Consider the following 6,157-nt stretch of genomic DNA (forward strand, 5'->3'; position numbering starts at 1 on the left):
GGGCCGCAACCGTCGCCAACGCCCCGCGCCGTCGCGCAAACGGATTCCACAGCGCGGCCGGGCGAGGCGCACTTGCGGCCGGCGCAGGCAGGGCGTCCTGCGTGACAAAGTCGTCGCCGCGCAAGCCCCGCAAAATGCGTTCCGGCGTGAACGGCGGCTCGCGAAATCGCACGCCGGTGGCATCGAAGATGGCGTTGGCGATCGCGGCCGCGCTCGGCACCGAGGCGGACTCGCCGACGCCGAGCGGCGGTTGATCCTGTCGCGGCAGCATCAATACGTCGATCTCGGGCAGTTGCGGAAAGCGGATGATGGGATAGGCGCCCCATTCGCGGCTCGCGACCAGGCCGCCGCGGTCGAACGACACCTCTTCCATCAGCGCGCGGCTGGTCGACTGGATGACGTTGCCCTCGATCTGATGCCGCACGCCGTCCGGATTGATCATCAGGCCGGAATCCTGGCCTGCGACGACCCGGGTCACGCTGACGTCACCAGTCACCGTGTTGACCGCGACGTCGGCGATCCAGGCCGACCAGGCCGCGCCGAAGCCCGGAAACTTGCTGTGAACATAAAGCGCATAGGCGAAGCCGCGCCCGCTGACGACGCCGTTTTCGGCTGTCTTCTGCTGCCGGACCGGTCGCGGCGTCCAGCCGGCGCGCTCGGCGACCGCCTTGACCAGGTCGACCGCGCGCGGGTCCCCCAGGTAGCGCAGGCGATAATCGATGGGGTCGACGCCGGCCTCGGCCGCCAACTCGTCGATGTATGATTCATGCGCGAAAGTGTTGGGCAGCGCCGAGACGCCGCGCAGCCACGCCGCGCGCACGATCGGCGGCATGTCGTGCGCGGTGACGCGCAAGTTGTCGTAATCATAGGGCGGAATCGCGGTGCGGTCGCCCATCTCGGAGACGGCAGGGTCGGCCGCGATCCTGCCGGTGAGCAGCAACGCCAGCGTCGGTGCGCCGTTGGATGGATAGCGCGTGGCAAAATCATAACCGGCGACGCTGCCGTCTTCGTTCAAGCCGCCCTTGACGTCCATCAGCTGGGCGGTGCCTTTCGGCTCCCAGGCGTGTTCCTGCTCGCGCGTCAGTTGCACGCGCACCGGCCGGCCGACCGCGCGCGACAGCAATAGCGCATCCGCGCTGACATCATCGGCGCAATTGCGGCCATAGCAGCCCGCGGCTTCCAGCCGGATCACCTCGATCTCGGACTCCGGACGCTCGACCAGCAGCGCGAGATCGGCGCGCAGCAGATGCGGATTTTGCGTGCCTGACCAGACCTTGATGTGACCGTCCGCAAAATCCGCGACCGCGCAGGACGGACCGATCGAGCCGTGCATCTGATAGGGCCAGAGATAGGTCCGTTGCATCGGCTTCGCGGCCCCCGCAATCGCTGCGTCCACATCGCCCTTCTCGATCAGGACTCGCGGCGCCGATGGATTGGCGCGCAGCGCGGTCTCGATGTTGTTCAGGTCCGGCAACGAGGGCACTGGCTTCCAGCTCAGTTTCAGTCGCGCCGCCGCCTTGATCGCGGTTTCTTCGCGGGTCGCGACCACGCCGACGAAATCGCCGATGCGCACCACGGCGATGAGGCCTGGAATATCGCGCACCGAGCCCTCATCGACCGCGATCAGGCTGGTGCCGACAAAGCCGCCGGCATCGACGCCGGCATAGGGTGGCCGCACCACGCGGCCATGCAGCATGCCGGGCACGCGGACGTCGTGAACATAGACCAGTTCGCCCGTCGCCTTGGCCGGCAGGTCGACGCGCGGCACGGATTTTCCGACGATGGCGTAGCTATTCACCGGCTTGACCGGAACCTCGTCAGCAAGCTCGAGGCGGATGGTGTCGTCGGCGATCAGTTCGCCATAGCTGATGCTGCGGTTGTCCTTGCCGCGGATCAGGCCGTCCTCGATCGCAAGCTCGGCTGCCGGCAGCGCGAGGCGTCGCGCGGCGCGCTCGATCAGGAATTGCCGCGCCTGCGCCGCGGCCTTGCGCAAGGGGACGGCCGTAATCTGGATCGTCTCGCTCGCGATCGTTGCGCCCTGATTGGGGACGCGCGTGGTGTCGCCGAGCACGACGACGACGCGGGCCAGCGAGACGTCGAGTTCTTCGGCGACGATCTGGCCGAGCGCGGTGCGAATCCCGGTGCCGAGATCGACGTGACCGTTGAAGGCGGTGACCGCGCCGTCGGCGCTGATCCTGATGAAGGTCTCGAAGCCGCTCGCCGCCTCGTTCGCGGCGCGGACCACGGACAGCGAACCCCGGTAAGGTTCGCGCGTTGCCGGAGAGCGCGGTTCGTCCATCAGTCGCGGGCCTCGACGCGATGGCCCGCGGCGCGCATCGCCGCGCGCAGGATCTCGACATGGGCGCCACAGCGGCACAGGTTGAATTGCAGCGCGGCGCGCAATTCGTGCTCGGACGGGCGCGGGTTGTTATTCAACAGCGCCTTGGTGGTCATGATCATGCCGTTGAGGCAATAGCCGCATTGCGCGGCCTGCTCCCGGATGAAGGCGTCCTGCACCGGATCGGGATGCTCACGCGAGCCGAGGCCTTCGAGGGTGACGATGTCGCGTCCGACGCAGCCCTCGATCGGGATCACGCAGGCGCGTGCCGCGACGCCGTCCATCAGCACGGTGCAGGTGCCGCATTCGCCGAGGCCGCAGCCGTATTTCGGTCCGTTCAATGCGAGATCGTTGCGCAACACATATAGTAACGCGGTGTCCGGGGCGGCATCGACTTCGTGCATCGCGCCGTTGACGCTCAGGCGAAACGTGGTTGACGGCATCCTGCTTTCGGCCCCGGCGGCTGCGATACAAAGCTCGCGGGTGAGACTAACGTTTGTGTACAAACGTGCAAGCCGCGTTCCGCCGGTGATGTCATGCCTGCTTTATGAACACCGGCGGCAGGCAATTGAGTTAATATTCGGCACACCGGGGTTTCGCAGTGCACGGCGCTTGACAGCTTTTGGCCCCGCGCGCAACATCGTTCGTATACGAACAAATTGCCCGGCGCCGCGATGGTTGAGTCCGGGCCGCCCAAGGGGCAGTTCAAGGATCAGCTCGAGGATCAGGCTCTTTGATATCTGAAGCTGCGACGGCCGCCGCCGACAAGATCCGCTGCGATGCCTGCCCGGTGATGTGCTACATCAAGCCGGGCGCGGCGGGCGCCTGCGACCGTTATGCCAATCAGAATGGCGAACTGGTCCGCGTCGATCCGCACATCCTGCTGGAACGCACGGTGTCGCATGGCGGACGGCTGGTGCCGTTCCAGGCCGTTGCCGACTGGGACGGCAAGATCGTTCAGGAGCCGGGCCTGTTCGTGACCGCGATCGGCGCCGGGACCACCTATCCCGACTACAAGCCCGCGCCCTTCATCGTTGCCTCCGAGATCGACGGCGTCGACATGGTGACGGTCGTGACCGAGGGCATCTTCAGCTATTGCGGCGTCAAGGTGAAGATCGACACCGACCGCTATCTTGGCCCGGAAACCGCTGCGGTTCGGGCCGATGGCGAGGCGGTCGGACATGTCACCACCAGCGAATACGGCTCGCAGATGCTGTCGCTTGGCGGCGTGCATCATCTCACCGGCGGCTCGAAGAAACAGGGCCGCGTCACCTGCGACACGCTGATGGACCTGAGCAACTGCAAGCCGGTCGAGCTTGCGATCGATGGCGGTGCCACGGTCATCGTGCAGGCCGGCCGCGCGCCGGTCGTCAACGGCGTGGCCGAAGAGCGGATGCGGGTCGGTTGCGGCTCGGCGACGATCGGCATGTTCGCCAAGCAGTGGCAGGGCAAGGTCGACGAGGTCGTGGTGGTGGACGACCACATCACCGGAGTGCTCTCGGAACATCAGGCCGGCAAGCTGCTCGACATCGCCGACACCGGGATCAAGATGAAAGGCCGGCGCTCGACGCCGGGCCGCTATTTTCAGGTCGCGGAGCCAGGTACGGGCTGGGGCGGCACCAAGATTTCCGATCCGCTCTCGGTGCTCGGGCCGTTCGATCCGAAGGCCGCAAGGCCTGGGCTGACCATGCTGATGGTCTCGACCACAGGTGAGCATTCGGCGTTTTATCGGCTCGACGAGGCGCTGCGGCCGATCGAGACGACAATGCCGCCAGACCTGAAAGCATCGGTCGAGCGGATCCAGGAGAACTGCGAGCCGGCGCTGTGCACCGTGCTGTTCATGGCGGGCGCCGGCGGCTCGCTGCGCGCCGGCGTCACCGACAATCCGGTTCGCCTGACGCGATCGGTAAAGGACGCGCTGACGCGCGTCACCAGCGGCGGCGCGCCGGTCTATGTCTGGCCCGGCGGCGGCATCACTTTCATGGTCGATGTGACGCAAATGCCGGTCGGCGCCTTCGGCTATGTGCCGACGCCCGCCTTGGTCGCGCCGATCGAATTCACTTTGAAACTGTCGGACTACGCGGCGCTCGGCGGCCACATGGACCATGTGCGCCCATTGGCTTCGGTGAAGGACTTTGCCGAGATCCGCGCGATGCCCGCGATGCCGAGCCGACGCGCATGACCCGGCACCGGCGAGTCGCGTGGCTGGCCTGCGGCAAGCGGCTGCATTTGCAGGATGGTCCGATTGATCTGATCTTGGAGGCGACGGGGATCGGGTCGCATGTTCGCGTGGCCTATGAGGCGGCGGCGGGCCGCTTCGCAGGCCTGCTCGATGAGTTGTGCGCTGAGCTTGCGGACTTGCGCAAGGCCGCGGATCCCGCGCGCTGCATGTTCAAAGGGATCGTTGCACGCCGCATGCATGCGGCGGTCGTGCCGTTCGCGCGCGATTGCTTCATCACGCCGATGGCCGCTGTCGCTGGCTCCGTCGCCGATGAAATTTTGCGAACGATGCTCGCGGTGGGCCCGCTCGATCGCGCCTATGTCAACAATGGTGGCGACATTGCGCTGCATCTTGGCAGTGGCGAGCAATTCAACGTCGGCCTGTTGGACCGGCCGGACCAGCTCGGCGTGCTGCGTACTCTCACCATCGACGCCGATGATCCCTCGCGCGGCATTGCCACCAGCGGCCGTCACGGCCGCAGTTTCTCGCTCGGCATCGCCGACGCGGTCACGGTGCTCGCCACTGCCGGGGCGCAGGCCGATGCGGCGGCGACCGTCATTGCCAACGCCGTCGATCTGCCCGGACATCCCGCGATTGCCCGCGTCTCGGCCGATCATTTGCAGCCCGACAGCGATCTCGGCTCGCGTCTCGTCACCCGCGAGGTCGGCGCGTTGTCGGCTGGCGATATCGCCGATGCGCTGGAGGCCGGCGCCCGCTGTGCGCGACGATTGCTGGCTGCCGGCCTGATCGACGGCGCGGTGTTGCGGCTGTGCGGCGAAACGGCTGTGGTAGGAACCCGGTGGGCCGGCGCAAGCGCGCCGCGACTGTTTCATGAACGCGTGCTAGAGACGATTTGACCTGAAACGGGACAGAAAACCATGAGCGCTGTCATTCGCAAGATCGTCACGGTGGTCGAGGAGACGAGAATCGAGATGGGCAAGGCCATCTCGCCGCCGACCCGGCGCGCGGCCGCGATTGCCGTGATCGAAAATCCGTTTGCCGGCAAATATGTCGAGGACCTCTCACCGCTGGTCGCGATCGGCGAGGAGCTTGGCGAATTGCTGGCAAAGCGGGCGGTTGCCGCCCTCGGCATCGATGGCGCCAAGGCGCACAGCTATGGCAAGGCCGCCGCGGTCGGCGAAAATGGCGAGCTCGAGCACGCGGCAGCGATCCTGCATCCCAAAATGGGCGCGCCGGTCCGCAAGACGCTCGGCAAGGGCGCGGCGCTGATTCCGTCATCGAAGAAGAGGAGCGGGCCGGGCACGACGCTGGATATTCCGCTCGGCCACAAGGACGCGGCCTTCGTGCGCAGCCATTTCGACGGCATGGAAGTGCAGATCAACGACGCGCCACGCGCCAACGAGATCATGGTCGCGCTCGCCGTCACCGACAGCGGCCGGCCGCTGCCGCGGGTCGGCGGGCTCACGGCCGCGGAGATCAAGGGCGACGACGGCTTACGATAGTTTGTTCAACAGTGGAGATCTAAGGCAATGCAACGCAGATATTTCCTGGGAGCAAGTCTGGTCTTGAGCGCAAGTCTGGCGATGGTTGTCGCCGGCATGGCCGATTCCGCCATGGCGCAAGGCGAGATCAAGATC

5 protein-coding genes are annotated in these 6,157 nt (G+C 66.4%); 3 read left to right on the forward strand and 2 right to left on the reverse strand.

All coding sequences use genetic code 11. From position 1 onward, the window contains the following. A partial coding sequence (locus WCB02_RS12855) for a molybdopterin cofactor-binding domain-containing protein (protein WP_423958605.1) occupies positions 1-2,299 on the reverse strand: 2,299 nt, incomplete at its 3' end. Further along, positions 2,299-2,781: a (2Fe-2S)-binding protein gene (locus WCB02_RS12860; protein ID WP_423958606.1), complete on the reverse strand. Its 483-nt coding sequence runs from the start codon at positions 2,779-2,781 to the stop codon at positions 2,299-2,301. The genes WCB02_RS12860 and WCB02_RS12855, both read right to left, overlap by 1 nt. Before the next feature lie 350 nt (positions 2,782-3,131). On the opposite strand from WCB02_RS12860, the gene WCB02_RS12865 reads away from it, so the two are divergent. Genes WCB02_RS12865 through WCB02_RS12875 form a run of 3 tightly spaced genes read left to right on the forward strand, consistent with a single transcriptional unit; the run spans position 3,132 to position 6,022 of the window. Continuing rightward, entirely contained in the window at positions 3,132-4,520 is a 1,389-nt protein-coding gene (locus WCB02_RS12865; RefSeq protein ID WP_423958609.1) for a 6-hydroxynicotinate reductase, read from the forward strand. Next, positions 4,517-5,416, forward strand: coding sequence for a UPF0280 family protein (locus WCB02_RS12870; protein ID WP_423958607.1), 900 nt, complete (start codon positions 4,517-4,519; stop codon positions 5,414-5,416). The genes WCB02_RS12865 and WCB02_RS12870 overlap by 4 nt, the downstream gene beginning before the upstream one ends. A gap of 21 nt (positions 5,417-5,437) precedes the next feature. After that, positions 5,438-6,022 carry an amino acid synthesis family protein gene (locus WCB02_RS12875; RefSeq protein ID WP_423958608.1) on the forward strand — a complete coding sequence of 195 codons (585 nt, stop codon included), beginning with the start codon at positions 5,438-5,440 and terminating at the stop codon, positions 6,020-6,022. Positions 6,023-6,157: the final 135 nt, after the last annotated feature.

Origin of the sequence: Bradyrhizobium sp., from assembly GCF_049581145.1 — a bacterium.
GTDB lineage: Bacteria > Pseudomonadota > Alphaproteobacteria > Rhizobiales > Xanthobacteraceae > Bradyrhizobium.